The organism is Umezawaea endophytica (genome assembly GCF_025061645.1).
GTDB classification, from domain to species: Bacteria; Actinomycetota; Actinomycetes; order Mycobacteriales; family Pseudonocardiaceae; genus Umezawaea; species Umezawaea endophytica.
Genome location: NZ_JANYMP010000013.1, coordinates 1 through 16,997, shown reverse-complemented (window position 1 = coordinate 16,997; position 16,997 = coordinate 1). Strand labels below are relative to the sequence as shown.

Genomic DNA, 16,997 nt, shown 5'->3' with positions numbered 1-16,997 from the left:
AGCCCAGTATCCAGCCCGTGGGAAACCGGTTCGTCAGCCCGCCACGCGACGGATGGTCGCGACTGGGCCGATGGCGTCGATCGGCGACACCTTGACGGTCTCGCCCGACGTCGGCGCGTGCACCGCGTAGGTGCCGTCGATCGCCATGGCCACGTGCCCGAGGTCGGCGCGGTACAGGATGAGGTCACCGGCCCTGACCTGGTCGCGCGGCACGGCGGTGCCGATCAGGGCCTGCGTGTACGTGACGCGCGGGATGGTCACGCCCGCCTTGCGGTACGCGGTCTGCATGAGGCCGGAGCAGTCGTAGGTGTCCGGGCCGACGGCACCCCACACGTACGGCTTGCCCAGTTCGCCGAGCGCGAACCGCAGCGCGTCACCGGCGGCACCCGCGGGGATGTTCGGGTTGACCGAGGGCCCGGTCCCGGACAGCCGGGCCAGGTCGGCCGGGGCGAGCGCGCCCAACGCCTGCCGCACCTCGTTGACCTTGCCGTCCAAGCCGACCCTGCGCTCGTCGGCCAGCACCACGGCCGCGGTGGCCTCGTCGGCCAGCTTCTGCGCGTTGACCCGGTCCTCCTCGGCCTTCTTGCTGGTGGCCTCGACCTGCGTGCGGGCCTCCTCGGCCTTCTTCTGCGCGGCGCTCGCGTCGTCGGCCGCCCGCTGCGCGGTCGCGACCATGGCGCCGTGCCGCTCGGCGTAGACGTCCATGATCATCGCCGCGTCCAGGTACTCCTCGGGCGACTCGCTGCTGAACACCGCAGCCAGCCCGTTGAGGCGCAGGCCCTTGAACGAGATCTCCACCAGGTGGTCGACCTCGTCCTGGAGGGTCGTGGCGAGCGCCTTGGACTCCTGCTGGAGCGTCTTCGCCCTGCCCTCCGCGACCACGGCGTCGTCGGCGGCCCTCTTCGACGCCGCCGCGTCCGTGGTGGCCTTCTCGGCGGCGGCGCGCTTGTCGACGAGGTTCTGCTGCGCGGCCAGCACGTCCTGGTTGGCCGTCGCGGCGGCCTGGCTCAGCTCCAGGTACTTGGTCATCTCCGCCGAGTTCGGCACGGCGGGCGAGTTGGGCAGCGTCGGAGTCGGCGTGGTGGTGGTCGGCGCGCTCGACGACGAGGACGGCGGAACGGTGGTCGGGACACCCGTGGACGGCGGCGCGGTGGTCGTCGTCGGGGGGACCGTCGTGGTCGGCGTGAGCGTCGTCGTGGTGGGGGTGGTGGTCGGGCTCGGGGGAGGAGTGGTCGTCTCCGGCGGCGGTGTCGTCGTGCTGGACGGGGAGGACGAGGACGGGTCCGGTTGGGCCACGGAAGCGGGAGCCCCACTGGCGAGCACCACCGCGACCACGAGCACCACCACAAGACCACGCATGCACGCCACCCCTCATAGGCACACCGCGAACGAGTCCACCATGTCACGGTGAGTGGTCAGGTCAGTGTAAGGCGGAGGAGAAAATTCTCAGTGAAGTGCGAAAACGGGCGATGAACCGACCGATCCGCGTTACGGGAAGCGACAGGACCATCCTTTCGGGGGTGGCGGCGGACACCTAGTACCACTGCCACTCCCGAGCAGGTCAGCAGCTCCGACGGGGTGTTCCCGGCGCCCCCGTCGCCGTGCCCGTGGCGGCGCTAGGTTCAAGCGCATGATCTTCCTGCCGAACGACGTGCTGTCCCTGCGCGTGCTGGACTTCGCCCGCCTGCACGAGGCCCCACCGGTGCTGAACCACAGCGTGCGGACCTACCTGCACGCCACCGCCATCGCCGAGCGCGACGGCGTCGAACACGACGACCAGACCCTGTTCCAGGCGTGCGTGCTGCACGACATCGGCACCGCCGACGCGTTCGACGGGCCCGTGCGGTTCGAGGTGGAGGGCGCGGACGCCGCCGCCGCGTTCCTGACCGCGGAGGGCGTGCCCGCGCGGGCCGTCGACCAGGTGTGGGAGGCCATCGCGCTGCACACGTCCGGGCAGATCGCCGAACGCCGGGGCCCGATCACGATGCTGACCCGCCTCGGCGTGCTCGCCGACTTCGACGAGGGCAGCACCGCGTTCGAGGAGGTCTACCCGAGGCTGGGCATCGAGGTGGAGCTGAAGCGGCTGGTCGTCGCGCAGGCGCGGCGCAACCCGGCCAAGGCGCCCAAGTCGTCGTGGCCGGGGTACCTGACCAGGACGACGATCGAGCCGGACGACTTCTAGGCCGTGAACTCCTCCCAGCGCCGCTGGGAGGCCGCCCGCCACTCCTCGTGCTTGCGGTGGAACAGGTCCGCCGCCTTCGCGCCGCTCCAGTTCACGGGCAGCAGCTCGGCGGGCAGCCGCGGGTCGAGGAAGGGGAACCGGCGCCACTCGTGCACCAGCAGCGTCTGCGCGTGCAGCGCGTTCTGCCCGGTCGCGGGCGTGATCGCGCTGAACTCGTCGACGAAGTCCTCGTACCGCTGGTCGAGGTCGCTCAGGTCCCACGCCCGCGCCACCAGGTCGCCCACCTCGCCGATCGACGCGAACTCCGCGACGAACGACATCACCGGCGACTCCACCCCCAGCTCGGCGACGATCTTCACCGCCTCGGCCTGCCTGCGCGTGTCCGGACTGACCCAGACCCCCGGCTGCGGCGACCCGAACCCCACCCACGTCAGCCGCGTCCGCACCCGGTGCCGCAGCTCGCGCTTCGCCTCGGGCACCGACATGAGCAGCATCAACCAGCGCCCGTCCCAGTCACCCCGCTCACGACCGAACTCGTAGATCCGGTGCGCCCCCTCGGACAGCAACCGGTGCCCCGGCGAGGTCAGGCACCACCGCACCCGCCGCCCCACCCGCTCCGACCGCAGCCACCCCTCGGCCGCCGTCCGCGACAACGCCTGGCGCGCCGACTTCTCCTCGACGCCGAACAGCGCCAGCACGTCCACCAACGCCGACGTCCAGACCGGGGCCTCGCGCGGCAGCACGTACTCGCCCAGCACCGTCATCAACACCGACCGCGCACTGGCGTGGCTGACCTCGCGCCGCCTGGACACGCTCGGGTGTGCGACGTCCGCCATCTTCTTCACCAGCCTCGCTGAGGGAGCCCATTCTGATACCCCACCGAGCACGCGCACAAGGATCTCGTGGAACGTCCACTCAGGACTCCGGCCGCAGCTTGCTGACGAGGTGCTCCAACACCGTCGCGAACAGCTCGGCCTCCACCGGCGTCCACTCCGCCACGATCTCGTCCAACCGATCCACCAACCGCCGCCGCGCGGAATCGATCGCGGCCCGCCCCTCGGCGGTCAACAACAACAAGGTGGACCGCGCGTCCCCCGCGTCAGGCTCCCGCACCACCAACCCGACCTTCTCCAACCGCGCCGCGTACCGCGTGGTCGCCGTCCGATCGATCCCGATCTCATCGGCGAGCCGCGTGGAACTCACCGGCTCCAACCGAGCGATCCCGCTCAACACCGGGTAGGTCGTCTCATCGACCCCGGCCAGGTCGGACACCAGGTCGTCGTACAGGTGCGCCCTGGTACTGCGGCGGAGCAGCAGGCCGAGAGCGGCCTCGACACGAGCGGCGGCGGAATGCACCCGATCAGTGTACGTGCAAGCGGCACGCATGTCGGGTAGGGTTCCATTTGCGTGCAACCGGCACGCACCTCACGCCCCCTCTGGAGGACCCCCATGGCCACCACCCCGCAAGACGTACTCCCCGACGGCGAAGAGGGCACCCACTTCGCAGGCCAGTACGTCCGCAAGGGCACCATCGCCGCTTTCATCGTGAACGCCAAACTCCTGGCCTCAACCCCAGAAGGCACCCCAGAACACAGGGCGGCAGCCACCCAACTACGCGCCCTCAGGCCGGCCTTGGACGCAGTCGGCTTGTTCGACGTAGTAACCATCCGCAGCCCAGCCGTAGCAAACGCCCTATCACCCACCCCACCACAGCCTTGACACCCACCCCCAGACGAACTGAACTCGCCTGTGGCCTGTGGCCTGTGGCCTGTGGCCTGTGGCCTGTGGCCTGTGGCCTGTGGCCTGTGGCCTGTGGCCTGTGGCCTGTGGCCTGTGGCCTGTGGCCTGTGGCCGCCGTCGTCCCGGCCCAGGCCGAGGCTCCACCCCCGTCCCAGGTGTCGGTCCTAGGTCCTGTCCTCCCGACCCGGTCCCCAGCCCTCAGTCTCCGGCCCCAGTCCTAGTACCAGTCCCCAGTCCCGGCCTTCAGTTCTCAGCCCCTGGTTCCAGGCCATGATCCCGGCCCCGGACTCGTTCCAGTTCCAGTCTCAATCCCGATTGCGGTAGCCGCTGTGGTGGGGCTCGTGGCTAGTGACCGCAGGCCGAATTAGCTCTAGGCCCCAATCTCGATTGCTTAAGCCTTCTTCTCCACCTGGCCAAGTCACTCTCGTCCACCTGGTCCTGCTCCAAGCCTCGCCCCACAGCACGGCCTGACCGCACCTGTCGCCTAACCCTGTCCACGTAAATACATAATCCGCTTCAGCGCTAACCGACTCGCCTACGCACAAACAAGCCGACTCCCAACCGACGACTGACGCTAGTCGACCGCCAATCAGCCTTCCAGCACCCACCACGAAACCGGCGCCAGCCTTGGTGGCCCACTGCGAACAGTAAGACAGGGCCCTAAAACCGTGGCCGATTTTACTTGGGGGATTTGCCCCTTAAACTTGCGTCGGGCGGCAGCTTCACCCTCCGCCCTTTCTTGCCCGACGAAGGGGCAAATCTAGGGGCCCCAAGTCAAGTCGGCCACACCACGCTGGAAGCCGCAGTCACCAACCGCCAACCCCAAGACCTGCGCAAACCCCACAACAAGCACCCGACGGCGGCCCATACGGCCAACACTCACGCCCCAGACGCCCGAAACCCACTCACCCCAAACCGCCACCCCAAAACCCCACCGCCAAAACCTTCACCCATCAACCCAGCCCACCGCAATCCCACTAACCCACCCGCCACATCACACAACCCGCAACGGCCCAGCGCCCCGCCCCCGATACGCCAACTCCGCCCAAACCGTCTTCCCCCAGGTCCGCCGCGATATCCCCCACCGCTCAGCCACCCGCTCCACCAAAACCAACCCCCGCCCCCGATACTTCCCCAACCGAGAAGTCCCCATCACAGGCAGCAGATCAGCCTCACCATCATCAACCTCAACCCGCACACCGAACTGCTCAGGCAACTCAGAAACCCTCACCCGACACGGCGGAGTCGCATGGTCATAAACATTAGAAACAAGCTCATTGACCAACAGGACGGCGTCATCCACACACTCTTCCGACGTCCCCACCAACACCTCGGTCACCCAAATCCGCACATTCGACAACGGTGGATGCGGGAACCGGCTGAGATCAAGCGCCGCAGGCAACTTCAGAACCGGTTTCACGAGCCTCCCACCAACGGTCCAAGGCCCACCACCGCTCCGGGCGAGCCACGCACCAGCAGGAGTACCCCCACAGGGACGCCCCCACACGACCCACTCGCCACACCCCACGAGCAACCGCGCCCCGCCCCACCACCCAGGCCACCAACCAAACCCGGCCACCCACCCTGACCAGCAATCCACCCAACCAAACCACCACCGCAACCCCATCACGATGTGGCCGACTTCATCCCACTCGCCCCGACACCTCAGCCCACCCACCCGACCTACGAGCCCCGACGCGTTCCTGCCCCATCAAGCCTTCAAAACGAACCCAGCCCAACCCAGTTCCACGACCCCAGCCCACGATCTCAAGCTCAAGACCCCCACGACCCGCGCCCCCACGACCCCCAGCCCCACGACCAAGCCCTACGACCCAGATCCCTCAGCCTCATCCCGAAGCCGCCGCTCCCTCTTCCCCCGAGCCAACTCCGTCCCAAGGGCATCCAACCGCTGCCCCCAAAACCCCCGAAACCGATCCAACCAATCATCAACCTCCCGCAACGGCCCAGCATCCACCGTGTACAGCCGCCGCGTACCAACAGCCCGAACGGTGGCGAACCCGCTCTCCCGCAACACCCTCAAGTGCTGGGAAACAGCAGGCTGGGAGATGCCGAACTCCTCCTGGATCACGGCGACGACGGCGCCGGAGGTCTGCTCGCCGGTGGCGAGCAGTTCCAGGATGCGGCGGCGAACGGGGTCGCCCAGGACGTCGAACGCGTGCACGGGGCGACTGTCCCATTCCCTACTTATATAAGTCAATGCCGATTCCTGGCCGTGCGTACCCACGGCCAGGGCCACTCATCGAACGGACATTCCGCCGAACGACAGCCCGACGGGGAATTGTCCGACAAGCAGCTACTCGGCAGCCTTCGCGGCGCGGGCTCGGCGGCGTTCGCGCATTTCCACGAACTTGTTCGCCTTGCCGTTGAGCACGGTCATGAACTCGGCCAGCTCGTCGCGGGCCTTTTCGCCCTCGCCGCCGAGGTTGGTGCGTTCGAAGACCTTCCAGAATCGGAGGATCGGCATGATGACCTCGTCGTGGTGCAGGCGGAGGTCGTAGATGCCCGCGTTGGCGATGGTCGCGGAGCTGCGGAGGAAGTCCTTGATGCCCGCGCCGGGCATCTGGAAGTTGAGCACCTCGTCGCGGACCGCCTGCATCGTGTGGTCCGGCTGGACCTCGAACGCGGCGGTGACCAGGTTGCGGTAGAAGACCATGTGCAGGTTCTCGTCCGTGGCGATGCGGGCGAGGAGCTGGTCGGCCAGCGGGCAGTTGGTCGCGCGGCCCGTGTTGCGGTGGGAGATGCGCGTCGCGAGTTCCTGGAACGACACGTACACGATGTTGCGGATCGCGGACTCGGTCTGGCCTTCGAAGCCGACCGACATGTGTTCCATGCGCTGGCGTTCGAGGTCGACGGGGTCGACACCGCGGGTGACGACGAGGTAGTCGCGCAGCGCGATGCCGTGGCGGGCCTCCTCGGCGGTCCAGCGGTGCATCCAGGTCGCCCAGGCGCCGTCCTTGCCGAACGACGACGAGATGACGCGGTGGTAGGAGGGGAGGTTGTCCTCGGTGAGGAGGTTGATGATCATCGCCGTCTTGGCGGTGGGGTCGAGCCGGGAGTCTTCCGGGTGCCAGTCCTCGCCCCCGAGGAACGCGAAGTCGCGGCCCTCGCTCCACGGGACGTAGTCGTGCGGCATCCACTCCTTGGCGATCGACAAGTGGCGGTCGAGGTTGACCTCCACGATCGGTTCCAGCTCGCGCAGCAGATCCGTATCGCGGCGGTGGCTATCGCCAACCGTCACACCGATCACCTCGTTCTCAGTTCTGGTGGTGGGTCAAGTCGTTTTCCTCTCTGAGCCTACGTGGCCTAGTGGTGGTCGCCGATTGCCGAGGTGTGACTTTCCATCGGCGCCACATGGGGTAAGCGATGGCGACCAGGAGTGACAGTGCCGGGATGCCGTGGAAGAGGAGGTAGTCGATCAGTGGAATAACCACGCAGATGCCCGTCACCCATCCGGGCGCGGTCGGGAACCTGCCTGGTGGGGTCCACGGGGTGCGCTTGCCGGGCTTGGCGACGGACAGCCACGCCTGCACCGCCAGTGCGCTCGCCATCAGCAGTGATCCGGCTCGCGTCATCGTCGGGTTCCCGTTCTCGCCGAGGTCGAGGTTGGGGCTCAGGACGAAGATGCCCGCGTAGAGCTGGGCCAGGGTGATCGCGAATTTCACCAGAACCCACCAGTGTCGGAAATAGCCCCACGAGGTGAGCGCCGAGAGCATGAATCCGGTGAACGCGGATGTCGTGGCCATGAACCGGAGCACGTCGGCGTCGATCACCTTCGCCATTTCGAACGCGCCCGTCCTGGATGTCCCGTTCGACCCGAGCGCGTAGGTCGTCAGGGCGAACAGGGCGAGCGCCTGGCTCATCCATCCGACCGAGCTGACGACGTGCAGCCACACGAGCAGCTTCCGCTGTGCCACGAGGACCCCCATAGGTAGACGTGCGACACATAGTACGGCTACCTATGCCTCCGCGGCACCCCTCGCCGTGGGCGCGGTTTCCGGTGCCGCGTTTCGCGTACGGGCCTGAAACGGTCCAGGAATCGCCGGTAAATGGTCATCGAATTCCGGCCTGGGCCAGAGGGGTGAGCGAAATTGGACACGCCGGTGCGGCATTGGGTCGTTCTGGTCGCGCTCGGAGTCCGCCGGCCGGGCTCCGCGCGGTCTCCCGAACGCGCGGTGGATCATGGTGCTAAAGGGCGCCTTCGGGTGCCGACTCTTGACAACGGGCCTGCGCAGGGGTGGTTCCGGCGCGAAGTTCGACGTCCGCCATAACGTCGTCGGGTTAACCCTTGGTACATGTGGCCACCACGAAGAATTCGCCTTGTCATTCGAATTGGTATCAGTACGCGCGGCGCGCTTGACAAGGCCGCTCAATGTGACCAATCCTCGCGCCAACTGACACGTTTCGGGGTATCGGACTCGCGGGCGAGCACCGCACGCGGGCACTCCCGACGAGGAAGGTTCGATTCGTTGACTCCCACCCCAGTTCTGCGCTTGCTCGGTGTCGGTGCGCTGGCCATCGCGCTCGCCGCCTGCGGGGCACCGCCCGCCAAGGAAAGCTCGTCGAGCGGCACCGCCGCGGCGACGGCCAAGTCCGCCGCCGACTTCGGCGGTCTGGACAAGCTCGTGGAGGCGGCCAAGAAGGAGGGCACGCTGAACGTCATCGCGCTGCCCCCGGACTGGGCGAACTACGGCGTGATGCTGAAGACGTTCGAGGAGAAGTACGGCATCAAGATCGACTCGGCCCAGCCGGACGGCTCCAGCGCCGACGAGATCAAGGCCGCCCAGCAGCTCAAGGGCGGTGACCGGGCGCCGGACGTGTTCGACCTCGGCCTGAACGTGGCCGTGGCGAACAAGACCATGTTCGCGCCGTACAAGGTCGCCACGTGGGAGGAGATCCCGGCCGAGCTGAAGGACGGCGAGGGCCTGTACTACGGCGACTACGGCGGCTTCATGTCGATCGGGTACGACGCGGGCAAGGTGCCCGCCCCGGCCAAGGTCGAAGACCTGCTCAAGCCCGAGTACGCGGGCAAGGTCGCGCTCAACGGCGACCCGACGCAGGCGGGCGCCGCCTACTCCGGCGTCGTGATGGCCGCACTGGGCAGCGGCGGCTCCGCCGACGACATCGCGCCCGGCGTGGAGTTCTTCAAGAAGCTCAAGGCCGCGGGCAACTTCCTGCCGGTCGACCCGTCGCCCGCGACGATCGAGTCCGGCCAGACGCCCGTCGTCATCGACTGGGACTACACGAACGCCGCGCAGACCGCGAAGCTCGCGGGCAAGGTCGACTGGAAGACCGTCGTCCCGACCGGCGCGCAGATCGGCGCCTACTACAACCAGGCGATCAACGTCGACGCCCCGCACCCGGCCGCCGCGCGGCTGTGGCAGGAGTTCCTGTACTCCGACGAAGGCCAGAACATCTACCTCCAGGGCCTGTCGCGCCCGGTCCGGCTGGAGGCCATGACGAAGTCGGGCAAGGCCGACTCCGCCGCGGCCGCCAAGCTGCCCAAGACCGACGGCAAGCAGGTGTTCCAGACCCAGGAGCAGGCCGACAAGGCCAAGCAGGTCCTGACCGCCACGTGGGCGCAGGCGGTGGGCTGACCCTTGGTCGCACCCGTCACCACCTCGGCCGGGGGAGGCACGGCGAAAGCCGCGTCCCCCGGCCGAGGGCCTACCAGGGGCAACGTCCTGGCGTGGCTCGTCGTCGTGCCGTTCCTGGCGTACGTCGGCGTGTTCCTGGTGTACCCGACCGTCCTCGTGCTGGCCGGGGCGTTCCAGGACTCGAACGGCGCCTTCACCCTGTCCAACCTGACCGACCTGATGAAGGGCGTCTACCTCCAGGCGTTCTGGCGCAGCATCGAGCTGTCGGCGATCACCGCCCTCCTGGGCGCGGTCTTCGGCGCGCTGCTGTCGTGGGCCGTCGCGAGCGGCAAGGCCGACGGCCTGCTGCGGCGGGTCGTCGTGGCCGCGGCGGGCGTGCTCGCCCAGTTCGGCGGCGTGCCGCTGGCGTTCGCGTTCCTCGCGACCGTCGGCTTCCAGGGCTTCGTCACGAAGTTCCTGCAGGACACCTTCGGCGTCAACCTGTTCTCCGGCAGCGCCTGGATCTTCGAACTGCCCGGCCTGACGCTCGTGTACACGTTCTTCCAGATCCCGCTGATGGTCATCGTGTTCCTGCCCGCGCTGGACGGCCTCCGCCCGCAGTGGCGGGAGGCGTCGGAGAGCCTCGGCGGCACCACGTGGACCTACTGGCGCCACGTCGGCGGCCCGATCCTGTTCTCCCCGTTCCTCGGCGCCCTGCTGCTGCTGTTCGCGAACGCGTTCTCCGCGTACGCCACGGCCGCAGCCCTGGTGTCGCAGGGCAGTCCCATCGTGCCCTTGCAGATCCGCGGCTTCCTGACCGGCGAGGTGCTGCTGGGCCAGGAGAACCTCGGCAAGGCGCTCGGGCTCGGCATGGTCATCGTGGTGGGCGTCGCGATGGGCCTCTACGCCCTGATCCAGCGGAGGGTGTCCAAATGGCAGTGACCGCGAAACCCCCGAGGAAGATCGCGGGCACCGTCCTGCGGGTCGTGGTGCTCCTGGTGCTCGGGTTCTACTTCATCCTGCCGCTGGTGGCGATGGGGGAGTTCTCCACGCGGGGGATCAACAACACCCGCAGCCTGGACTCGTGGACCGGCATCTTCGAGGACCCCGACCTGGTCGACTCCATCCTGACGTCGGTCGAACTCGCCGTGCTCAGCTCCGTGCTGATGCTCGTCCTGCTCGTCCCGACGATGGCGTGGATCCGGCTGCGGCTGCCGAAGCTGCGCCGCGTGGTCGAGTTCCTGTGCCTGCTGCCGCTGACGATCCCGGCGATCGTGCTGGTCGTCGGCATGGCGCCGCTCTACGCGTGGGTGAACTACTTCCTCGGCGACTCGCCGTTGACGCTCACCTTCGTGTACGCGGTGCTCGTGCTGCCGTTCGCCTACCGGGCGATCGACGCGGGTCTCGCGTCGATCGACCTCAAGACGCTCGCGGAGGCCGCTCGCAGCCTCGGCGCGTCCTGGGGCACGGTGCTGTGGCGGATCGTGGTGCCGAACATCCGCACCGCGCTGATCGGCGCCTCGCTGCTGTCCGTGGCGCTGGTGCTCGGCGAGTTCACCATCGCCTCGCTGCTGAACTTCGAGACCCTCCAGGTCCAGGTCAACCTGATCGGCAAGCGCAACGCGGGCCTGTCGATCGCGGTGTCCCTCGCCTGCCTGGTGTTCGCGTTCGTGCTGCTGTTCCTGCTCTCCTACGTCGGTCAACGGCGTCGGGCCACCGTCGTCGAGGACTAGAGAAAGACCGGGTTTCATGGGTTACCTAGAGCTCAAGGGCCTCCGGAAGTCCTTCGGGGGCCTGCCCGCGCTCGACGGGCTCGACCTCGACCTGTCCGAGGGCGAACTGGTCAGCCTGCTCGGCCCCAGCGGCTGCGGCAAGACGACCGCGCTGCGCATCGTGGCCGGGTTCGAGACGGCCGACACGGGGCACGTCGTGGTGGCGGGCAAGGACATCACGTCCGTTCCGGCGAACCGCCGGGACATGGGCATGGTGTTCCAGGCGTACAGCCTGTTCCCGAACATGACGGCGGCGCAGAACATCGAGTTCGGCCTCCGGCTCCGCAAGGCCGGGTCGGGCGAGCGCTCCAAGCGCGTCGCGGAACTGCTGGAACTGGTCGGCCTCGGCAAGTTCGGCGGTCGGTTCCCGCACCAGATGTCCGGTGGCCAGCAGCAGCGCGTGGCACTGGCGCGGGCGCTGGCGATCCAGCCGCGCGTGCTGCTGCTGGACGAGCCGCTGTCCGCGTTGGACGCGAAGGTGCGCGTCCAGCTCCGCGACGAGATCCGCCGCATCCAGACCGAGCTGGGCATGACGACCCTGTTCGTCACGCACGACCAGGAGGAAGCGCTCGCCGTCTCCGACCGGGTCGGCGTGATGTCGCAGGGCAGGCTGGAACAGCTCGACACCCCTGCGGTGGTCTACCGGGAGCCCGCGTCCGCGTTCGTCGCGCAGTTCGTCGGCGTGACGAACACGGTCCTGGGCCGGTCGGAGTCCGGCGCCGTTCGGCTGGGTACGTTCAAACTCGCGACCGACGCCGCGGCCGACCTGTCCGACGGCAGCGACGTCAAGGTCATCGTCCGCCCCGAGGACATCGGGATCGTCGAACACGAGGGCGAGCCCAACGGCGCCCTGCTGGGCAGCGTGCTCACCCAGAGCTTCCTCGGCCCGGTCACCCGCCTGGTGATCCGCCTCGACGGCGACGAGCAGACCATCCGCGTCGACCAACCGTCCAACATCGCCGCGGCCTACCCACCCGGTACCGCCGTGGCACTGGACTTCACCGCGTCGCGGTTCATGGTCGTGAAGGCTTGACCGAGCCGCCGCTCCTCGGACGGCGGCCCGACCGCCTCTAGTCGGCAGTTCGTGCCCCGATTTTTTCGAGGTGGGGCAGAGACTTCGGCCCCACCTCGAAAAAATGGTGACCCGGCGCGGCCTCGCGTGGTGGTCCCGGCACCCGTCATGCATCATCCAGCCCATGACCGTGCCCTACCGGCCGATGGCGGCCCGTCGACCCGACGAGACGCACCGCGCGTCGACCCCGCTCGAACTGCTCTTCGACCTCAGCTTCGTGGTCGCCGTGGCGTCGGCGGCGGCCATGCTGCACCACTCGCTGACCGAGAACCACATCGGTCACGGCCTCGTCGGCTACCTGACGGTGTTCTTCGCGATCTGGTGGGCGTGGCTGAACTTCACCTGGTTCGCGTCGTCCTACGACACGGACGACGTCATCTACCGGGTGACGACGCTCGTGCAGATCACCGGTGTCCTCGTGCTGGCCGCGGGTGTGCCGAGGGCGTTCGAGGACGGCGACTTCACGGTCGTCACGATCGGGTACCTGGTCATGCGCCTGGCGATGGTGAGCCAGTGGCTGCGGGCCCGGCACGGTGATCCTGAACGGCGCGCGACCGCGACCCGGTACGCGATCGGCATCACGGTCGTCCAGGTCGGCTGGGTCGGACGGCTGTTCCTGCCCGAGGGCCTGCTGCTGGCCGCGTTCCTCGTGCTCGCCGTCTGCGAGATGCTGGTGCCCGCCTTCGCCGAACGGGCGGCGGGCACCACCTTCCACGTCGGTCACGTGGTCGAGCGCTACGGCCTGTTCACCCTCATCGTGCTCGGCGAGTCGATCCTGGCCGCCAGCAACGCGATCCGCGCGGGCCTGGACGCCGGCACGGACGTCCCCGCGCTCGTGTCACTGGCGTTCGCGGGCCTGGTGATCGTGTTCGGCCTGTGGTGGCTGTACTTCGACCACCCGGCCGAGGAACTGCTGACCTCGCTGCGCAAGTCCCTGACCTGGGGCTACGGCCACTACCTCGTGTTCGCCTCCGCGGCGGCCGTCGGCGCGGGCCTGGAGGTGTCGGTCGACTACGACACCCACGTGACGCACCTGCCGTCGCTCGCGGCGGCCATGACGACGACCGTGCCGGTCGCCGTGTACCTGCTCGTCGTGTGGTTCCTCCAGGTCTTCGAGACCTCGCGCGGCACCGCGAAGTGGGCCTTCCCGATCGGCGCCGCGCTCGTGCTCGCCGCCTCGTTCGGCCCCGCCCCGATCCACGTCACCGCGGTGCTCGTGGCAGCGCTGGTGGCCGTCGTGGTGACGAGTGAACGGGGGACTCGCGCCGGTGCGTGAACGACTCGGGGCCCGTGTCCGAAGTGGACACGGGCCCCGATGGCGTTGCGGATCAGCGTGCTGTCAGGTCACCACTCGCGGTAGGAACCCTGGGTCTGCACGTTGAGCTGGTTCACCCGGACGAACTTCGCGGAGAAGGTGCGCGGGTCCCGGATGTCCAGGACGTCGAGGCCCTTCGCCATGTCCGACGAGTAGATGAACCCGTTGTAGTAGTACGCCGACCAGCTACCGCCGCCCCCGCCGTTCGGCAGCGGGCCGCGCTCGAAGAAGCCGATCTCCTTCGGCTTCGAGGAGTCGGTGAAGTCCCAGATCGAGATGCCGCCCTGGTACCAGGACTGCACCATGATGTCGCGACCCTGCACCGGGATCAGCGAGCCGTTGTGGGCCACGCAGTTCTCGGTGTCGGCCTGCACGCGCGGGATCTTGTAGTAGCTCTTGAACTCGAGCCTGCGGTTGTCGCCACGACCCTTGATGTCGTAGATGCCGTCCGCGCCGCGGTTCTTGCCGATGGTCTCGTTGCAGGTCGCCGCGCCGCCGCCACCGAGTTCGTCGGTGAAGATGACCTTGGTGCCCTCGTTGTTGAACGTCGCCGAGTGCCAGAACGCGAAGTTCACGTTGTCCTGGACCGTGGTGATCACGCGCGGCTTCTCGCGGTCGGAGATGTCGAAGAGCACGCCGTCACCCATGCAGGCGCCCGCGGCGAGGTCCTTCGACGGGTAGACCGTGATGTCGTGGCAGCCGCTGGTGGCCGTCACGTAGCCGTCCGCGACGGTGCCGGAGCGGCCCTGGTTGCCACCGTCCGGGAACACCACCGGGGCGGACAGCAGGGAGGCCTTCGCCGGGTCCTTCAGCGGCACCTTCACGATGGAGATCTTGTCGTGAGGGGGCTGGCAGTCCGGGAACGTCGCGCTCGGGGAGTACGAGGAGACGTACAGGTAGGCGTTGCGGCCCTTCTTGTCCGGCACCAGCGTGTGGGTGTGCGAACCGCACGCGGTCTCGACGGCGGCGACGTACTTCGGGTTGCGCTTGTCGCTGATGTCGAAGATCTTGATGCCCTCCCACGAGTCCTTGTTCGTGGCGGGCTGGGAGACGCTGCTGCACGAGTTGTCCGAACGGGACGAGTCCGTCGACAGGAACAGCAGGTCGCCCTGGACCGAGATGTCGTTCTGCGCGCCGGGGCAGACGACCTCGCTGACGACCTTCGGCTTCTGCGGGTTGCGGATGTCGTAGATCGTGAAGCCGTCGTAGTTGCCGACGAACGCGTGGTTCCCCTCGAACGCGAGGTCCGAGTACGTCGAAGCCGCGAACGGCGTGCCCTTGGGCAGGTTCGCCACGTGCTTGACGTTGCGGCTGCGCGCGATCTCGTCGACGGCGGGAATGCCCGCGGTCGGGTTCGCGGGAGCCGAGAGCTGCGTCTCGGACAGGCCGTCAACGCTGTCCTGGTCCGGCTGGGCCAACGCCTGCGGACTGAACGCGAGGGCGGACACCGCCAGCGCGAACGCCCCCAGAGCCGCGAGCGGCGCCCGGCGCCGTCGGGCCAATACGGATGCTGTGAACACAGGTCTCCCCTTCTTAACCTGATGCAGGAGAGTCAGTATCACCGTTTTGCACCGCTAAAGACCACGTCCGATCGGCGGGTATGCCAAGTTTCCGCTGGCTGGGATGGTCGGTACGGTGGGTCTCGGACGAGGGGGAGCGGATGCGTTTCAGGGTCGGTCTGGTGGCGGTCGCACTGGTGCTCGCGGGCTGCACGTCCACGCCCTCCGAGGACACCGCGCCCATCATCGTGCCTGGTGCGCCGGGTGAGCAGGCGAAGACGATCTCCCCGGACGACATCGGCACCGACCGCTTCACGGCTCCGAACGAGCGCGACCTGACCTACGTCGTCGGCATGATCGGCCACCACCGCCAGGCCCTGGAGATGACCGCGCTGGCCCCGGACCGGGCGTCGAACGAGACCGTCCGCGGCCTCGCGTCCCGCATCCACGACACCCAAGGCCCCGAGATCGGCGCCATGGAGCAGTGGCAGAAGCAGTTCGCCGTGGACGCCGAACAGCACGGCCACTCCACGGCACTGCCCCACGTGGACCACGCCACGATGCCCGGCATGGCGAGCACCGCCGACATGGCCGCGCTGACGGCCGCGACCGGCGGCGAGTTCGACAAGCTGTTCGTGCGCCTGATGATCACCCACCACAAGGGCGCGCTGAAGATGGCCGAGGAAGTGCTGTCGGACGGCGTGGACGTCCGGGTCGAGGAGATGGCCTCCGACGTCATCGCCACGCAGACGGACGAGATCAAGCGGATGCAGGACCTGGTCCTCCCCTAGGAGGCCTCCAGCACCAGGTCTTCCGAGTGCTCGAACGTCTCCACCGCGTTGCCCGTCACGTGCCGAGCGATGCCCTTGTTGCGCGCGTGAGCCTCACGGAACGAGTCCGACGCCACCCAGGCCCGAAAATCAGCCTCGGTGTCGAACTCGTTGAGCGACACGTACGGCTGCTCAGGCGACGTCGGCCGCAACAACGTGCTCCGCCGCAACCCCGGCACCCCAGGCAGGTACGCCCGCATGTTCGCCCGGAACTTCTCCTCGAACTCCGCGGCCCGCTCAGCGGGCACGAACAAGCGGTTGGTGGCGATGAACATCCCGCACCTCCAAGTTCCCGACGCAACGTAGGCAACTATCCCAACAGGGCGTAGGGAACACAAGAGGGGTCTACCATTGCCCAGTGCCACGGATCAGTGCGGACACCGTCGCGGAACACCGAGCCAACCGCTTGCGCGCCCTGCTGGACGCAGGCCGCGACCTGGTGGCGGAAGGCGGCCCGGACGCACTGACACTGGCAGCGCTGGCCAGACGAGTAGGCCTCTCCCGCCCCAGCCTCTACGAGTACTTCCGCTCACGAGAAGAACTGGTAGCCGCGATCGTCACGGACGAACTACCAGAATGGGCAAAACACCTGGAAAAAGCCGTGGCAACAGCCAACGGCACACCAGCACAAATCGAGGCCTACCTCCGTGCCGAACTGGAAATCATCACCGACGGCAGCCACAGCGCAGTAGTAGCCCTCTCCGCACACGCCCTGCCGGAAAGCAGTCGCACCCAAATCCGCAACGAACACGAACGCCTACTAGCCCCCCTGGCAGGCGTACTGCGCGAGGCGAACGTACCCCAACCAGAACTACGCGCCATGCTGGTACACGGAATGGTGGAAGCAGCCTCCCGCACAGTCTCACCAGGCAACACAGAACACAACGAACGCGTCATCAAAACACTGGTGGACCAGGTACTACACGGCGTACTCCAATAACAGCCAGCAGCCAACCACCCACCCAACGCAACGCCGCCTACGCAACCGTGGCC

The 16,997-nt window shown here is 67.9% G+C and carries 18 protein-coding genes; 9 read left to right on the top strand and 9 right to left on the bottom strand.

What is annotated here, in order from left to right:
• Nucleotides 1-33 precede the first annotated feature (33 nt).
• Complete coding sequence (locus NZH93_RS25650; RefSeq protein ID WP_259625751.1) at nt 34-1,029, bottom strand: C40 family peptidase; 996 nt, start codon at nt 1,027-1,029, stop codon at nt 34-36.
• Here NZH93_RS25650 and NZH93_RS25645 point away from each other — a divergent pair.
• Together NZH93_RS25645 and NZH93_RS25640 are read left to right on the top strand one after the other, a co-directional pair.
• Nucleotides 1,022-1,411, top strand: a complete 390-nt coding sequence (locus tag NZH93_RS25645) for a hypothetical protein (protein WP_259625750.1) — start codon at nt 1,022-1,024, stop codon at nt 1,409-1,411. The two genes, NZH93_RS25650 and NZH93_RS25645, sit on opposite strands and share 8 nt — an antisense overlap.
• A 219-nt stretch (nt 1,412-1,630) precedes the next feature.
• Complete coding sequence (locus NZH93_RS25640) at nt 1,631-2,182, top strand: HD domain-containing protein (protein WP_259625749.1); 552 nt, start codon at nt 1,631-1,633, stop codon at nt 2,180-2,182.
• On the opposite strand, the gene NZH93_RS25635 is transcribed toward NZH93_RS25640, so the two are convergent.
• The 6 genes from NZH93_RS25635 to NZH93_RS25615 all read right to left on the bottom strand — a co-directional run bounded on the left by NZH93_RS25635 (nt 2,179) and on the right by NZH93_RS25615 (nt 7,836).
• On the bottom strand, nt 2,179-3,018 hold the full coding sequence (locus tag NZH93_RS25635; protein ID WP_276024141.1) for a PaaX family transcriptional regulator: 840 nt from the start codon (nt 3,016-3,018) through the stop codon (nt 2,179-2,181). The genes NZH93_RS25640 and NZH93_RS25635 overlap by 4 nt on opposite strands.
• 79 nt (nt 3,019-3,097) lie before the next feature.
• Nucleotides 3,098-3,538 carry a MarR family winged helix-turn-helix transcriptional regulator gene (locus NZH93_RS25630; RefSeq protein WP_259625748.1) on the bottom strand — a complete coding sequence of 147 codons (441 nt, stop codon included), beginning with the start codon at nt 3,536-3,538 and terminating at the stop codon, nt 3,098-3,100.
• A gap of 1,378 nt (nt 3,539-4,916) precedes the next feature.
• Complete coding sequence (locus NZH93_RS51285; protein ID WP_372506843.1) at nt 4,917-5,549, bottom strand: ATP-binding protein; 633 nt, start codon at nt 5,547-5,549, stop codon at nt 4,917-4,919.
• Nucleotides 5,550-5,747: 198 nt separating this feature from the next.
• The gene (locus NZH93_RS25625) at nt 5,748-6,104 is read right to left on the bottom strand and encodes an ArsR/SmtB family transcription factor (RefSeq protein WP_259625747.1); all 357 of its coding nucleotides are present in this window, start codon (nt 6,102-6,104) and stop codon (nt 5,748-5,750) included.
• 132 nt (nt 6,105-6,236) lie between these two features.
• The gene (locus tag NZH93_RS25620) at nt 6,237-7,181 is read right to left on the bottom strand and encodes an acyl-ACP desaturase (RefSeq protein ID WP_259625746.1); all 945 of its coding nucleotides are present in this window, start codon (nt 7,179-7,181) and stop codon (nt 6,237-6,239) included.
• Nucleotides 7,182-7,197: 16 nt separating this feature from the next.
• Nucleotides 7,198-7,836: a hypothetical protein gene (locus tag NZH93_RS25615; RefSeq protein ID WP_259625745.1), complete on the bottom strand. Its 639-nt coding sequence runs from the start codon at nt 7,834-7,836 to the stop codon at nt 7,198-7,200.
• Between the two features lie 597 nt (nt 7,837-8,433).
• Between NZH93_RS25615 and NZH93_RS25610 the strand changes: the two genes are divergently transcribed.
• The 5 genes from NZH93_RS25610 (at nt 8,434) to NZH93_RS25590 (ending at nt 13,636) form a co-directional block, all read left to right on the top strand.
• Nucleotides 8,434-9,537: an ABC transporter substrate-binding protein gene (locus tag NZH93_RS25610; RefSeq protein WP_259625744.1), complete on the top strand. Its 1,104-nt coding sequence runs from the start codon at nt 8,434-8,436 to the stop codon at nt 9,535-9,537.
• Nucleotides 9,538-9,540: 3 nt separating this feature from the next.
• Nucleotides 9,541-10,458, top strand: coding sequence for an ABC transporter permease (locus tag NZH93_RS25605; RefSeq protein WP_259625743.1), 918 nt, complete (start codon nt 9,541-9,543; stop codon nt 10,456-10,458).
• Nucleotides 10,449-11,249 carry an ABC transporter permease gene (locus NZH93_RS25600; RefSeq protein WP_259625742.1) on the top strand — a complete coding sequence of 267 codons (801 nt, stop codon included), beginning with the start codon at nt 10,449-10,451 and terminating at the stop codon, nt 11,247-11,249. The genes NZH93_RS25605 and NZH93_RS25600 overlap by 10 nt, the downstream gene beginning before the upstream one ends.
• Before the next feature lie 16 nt (nt 11,250-11,265).
• Nucleotides 11,266-12,321 (top strand): ABC transporter ATP-binding protein, encoded by a 1,056-nt coding sequence (locus tag NZH93_RS25595; protein WP_259625741.1) that lies wholly within the window; start codon nt 11,266-11,268, stop codon nt 12,319-12,321.
• Between the two features lie 163 nt (nt 12,322-12,484).
• Nucleotides 12,485-13,636: a low temperature requirement protein A gene (locus tag NZH93_RS25590; protein ID WP_259625740.1), complete on the top strand. Its 1,152-nt coding sequence runs from the start codon at nt 12,485-12,487 to the stop codon at nt 13,634-13,636.
• Nucleotides 13,637-13,704: 68 nt separating this feature from the next.
• Here the strand turns inward: NZH93_RS25590 and NZH93_RS25585 are convergent, their stop codons facing one another.
• Entirely contained in the window at nt 13,705-15,195 is a 1,491-nt protein-coding gene (locus NZH93_RS25585) for an LVIVD repeat-containing protein (protein ID WP_372506804.1), read from the bottom strand.
• Between the two features lie 140 nt (nt 15,196-15,335).
• On the opposite strand from NZH93_RS25585, the gene NZH93_RS25580 reads away from it, so the two are divergent.
• Nucleotides 15,336-15,965 carry a DUF305 domain-containing protein gene (locus NZH93_RS25580; RefSeq protein WP_259625739.1) on the top strand — a complete coding sequence of 210 codons (630 nt, stop codon included), beginning with the start codon at nt 15,336-15,338 and terminating at the stop codon, nt 15,963-15,965.
• Here the strand turns inward: NZH93_RS25580 and NZH93_RS25575 are convergent.
• Entirely contained in the window at nt 15,962-16,279 is a 318-nt protein-coding gene (locus NZH93_RS25575) for an antibiotic biosynthesis monooxygenase family protein (protein WP_259625738.1), read from the bottom strand. The two genes, NZH93_RS25580 and NZH93_RS25575, sit on opposite strands and share 4 nt — an antisense overlap.
• A gap of 83 nt (nt 16,280-16,362) precedes the next feature.
• Here NZH93_RS25575 and NZH93_RS25570 point away from each other — a divergent pair, with 83 nt between their 5' ends.
• Entirely contained in the window at nt 16,363-16,944 is a 582-nt protein-coding gene (locus NZH93_RS25570; protein WP_259625737.1) for a TetR/AcrR family transcriptional regulator, read from the top strand.
• The last annotated feature ends 53 nt before the right edge of the window (nt 16,945-16,997 follow it).